General features: G+C 75.9%; 2 protein-coding genes and 1 riboswitch. Both genes read left to right on the forward strand.

What is annotated here, in order from left to right:
- Window positions 1-62: 62 nt before the first annotated feature.
- A riboswitch (cobalamin riboswitch) is annotated at window positions 63-140 on the forward strand.
- A gap of 130 nt (window positions 141-270) precedes the next feature.
- The gene (locus HYE82_RS35990) at window positions 271-1,545 is read left to right on the forward strand and encodes a prenyltransferase/squalene oxidase repeat-containing protein (protein ID WP_179178431.1); all 1,275 of its coding nucleotides are present in this window, start codon (window positions 271-273) and stop codon (window positions 1,543-1,545) included.
- Window positions 1,545-2,312 (forward strand): SCO2322 family protein, encoded by a 768-nt coding sequence (locus tag HYE82_RS35995; RefSeq protein WP_256988185.1) that lies wholly within the window; start codon window positions 1,545-1,547, stop codon window positions 2,310-2,312. Before HYE82_RS35990 ends, HYE82_RS35995 begins: the two co-directional genes overlap by 1 nt.
- Window positions 2,313-2,345 lie beyond the last annotated feature (33 nt).

Consider the following 2,345-nt stretch of genomic DNA (forward strand, 5'->3'; position numbering starts at 1 on the left):
GTGCCCCCCTCTCCCCTGATACCGGCCGGTACAGTGAAGCCGTCGTCCACCCTTCCGTACGGGGGGAAGCCGGTGCGATTCCGGCGCTGACCCGCAACCGTGACCCGCCCCGGCCCTTCCGGGCGGCAGCCGGACTGCCCCGTACACGAAGGTGCGCGGCTCGTGCCGCCGGAGTCCCCGGCGGCCGGCACCGTCGAGGTCAACGGAGCCGGAGCCCGGTGCCTGCGCGCGCCTGCCTCCCGCTCCCCAGCAGGAGAGGCACCCGCCCGCATGAACATCCGCCGCAGCGCCGCAGCGCTCGCCGCCTCCGCCGTGCTCTGCGCGGGTGCCGCGCCCGCGGCCTTTGCCACGCCCTCCGCGCCGTTCGCGCCGTCCCCCGCGGCTTCGACGCCCCCGGTGATCCCCTCCGGCCTGTACGGCAAGAACGACCCCGCGTACGACGGCGTGTGGCGGCAGTCCGTCGCTCTGCTCGCCCAGCACACGGTCGGCGTCAAGCCCGCCAAGGAGGCCGTCGCCTGGCTGGCCGGGCAGCAGTGCGCGAACGGCGGCTTCGCCTCCTTCCGCGCGGACGCCTCCGCGCCCTGCGACGCCACGACGATGTACGACACGAACGCCACGGCGATGGCCGTCCAGGCCCTGAAGACGCTGGGCGGCCAGGACGCGGCCGTGAAGAAGAGCGTGGACTGGCTGAAGTCCGTCCAGAACGAGGACGGCGGCTGGGCCTTCGTCCCCGGCTCCCCGAGCGACGCCAACTCCACCGCCGTGGTCATCAGCGCCCTGACGGTGGCGGGCGAGAAGCCGGCCGAGGTGAAGTCGAAGGCCGGCAAGTCCGCGTACGAGGGCCTGCTCGCGTTCCAGCTGGGCTGCACCGCGCAGCCGCCCTCCGACGGGGGCGCCTTCGCGTACCAGCCGGCCGACGGGAAGCTGCTCCCCAATGCCGATGCGACGGCCGCCGCGACCCTGGCCGCCCTGGGCAAGGGCGCGGTCGTCGCCCCGGCGGCGAAGGACACCCCCGCGGGCCCGGCCGGCTGCACTTCTGCCGCCGGGCCGGAGGCCGCCGCCCAGGCCGCGGCCGGCCACCTGGCCGAATCCCTGAAGAAGGGCGGCGACCACCTGATGGCCGTCACCCCGGGCTCCGACCAGCCGACCCCGGACACCGGCAACACCGTCGACGCGGTGATCGCCCTCGCCGCGGCCGGGCACAAGCAGTCGGCGGCGGGCGCGCTGGAGTGGCTGAAGGGCAACTCCGCGCAGTGGGCGAAGGGCAGCCCGGCGGCCCTCGGCACCCTGGTCCTGGCCGCGCACGCGACGGGCACCGACCCGAAGGCGTTCGGCGGCACGGACCTCGTCTCGGCCCTGAACGCCACGGGCCCGGCCCCACAGGCCCCGGGGACGCCGGAGCCGAGCGGCACCGAGAACGACAAGGACGACGAGAAGACCGGCTCTGACGACCAGAACATCTGGTGGATGATCGGCGCGGGAGCCGCGGCCGGCGCGGGCATCGGCATCCTGCTGAGCGGCCGCCGCAAGAAGAACCAGCTCTGATGCAGAGCCTCGGCCGCGGCGCCCGCACCAGCTCCAGCTCCAGCTCCCGGGACCACGCCGCGCGCACCCTGGCCCTCGCCGTCCTGACGGCCCTCCTCTCCCTCCCCCTCCTCGCGGCCCCGCCCGCGCTGGCGGCCGGGTACCGGTACTGGTCGTACTGGGACGGCGGGGGCGGCCAGTGGGCGTACGCCGCGCAGGGCCCGTCGACGGCCCGCCCGGCCGACGGCTCGGTCCAGGGCTTCCGCTTCGCCGTGAGCAAGGACGCGGCCGCCGAGGCCGCCCGGCCGCGGGCGGCGGCGGACTTCGACGCGGTCTGCTCCACGACCCCGGCGGCGCCGGGCCGGAAGCGGGTCGCCGTGGTCGTCGACTTCGGCGTGGCCGCCGACGCCCCGGCCGGCGACGCCCCGCCGCAGGACACCCCGCGCACGGCCTGCGCGCAGCTGGCACCGGAGGCCACGGCTGCAGAAGCCTTGGCGGAGGTGGCCAAGCCGCTCCGCTACAACAGCGCGGCACTGCTCTGCGCGGTCTCGGGCTACCCGAAGCAGGGCTGCGGCGAGCAGATCGCGGACGCCGCGCCGCCGCAGGACAACGGCAACGGTGCGGCCGAGAGCACCCGGCAGCCGGAAGCGACGGCAGGGAAGGAAGGAAAGGAAGAGGAAGGGAAGGAAGAGAAGGACAGCCCGTGGGTAGGCCCCGTGGCCGGCCTGGCCGTGCTGTTCGGCGTGGCGGGGGCCGCGGTCTGGCGATCCGCCCGACGCCGCCGATGACCCCCGGTATCCCGCGCACCCGCACTCCGCGGC

Origin of the sequence: Streptomyces sp. BR123 (assembly GCF_013401435.1) — a bacterium.
In the GTDB taxonomy this organism is placed as follows: domain Bacteria; phylum Actinomycetota; class Actinomycetes; order Streptomycetales; family Streptomycetaceae; genus Streptomyces.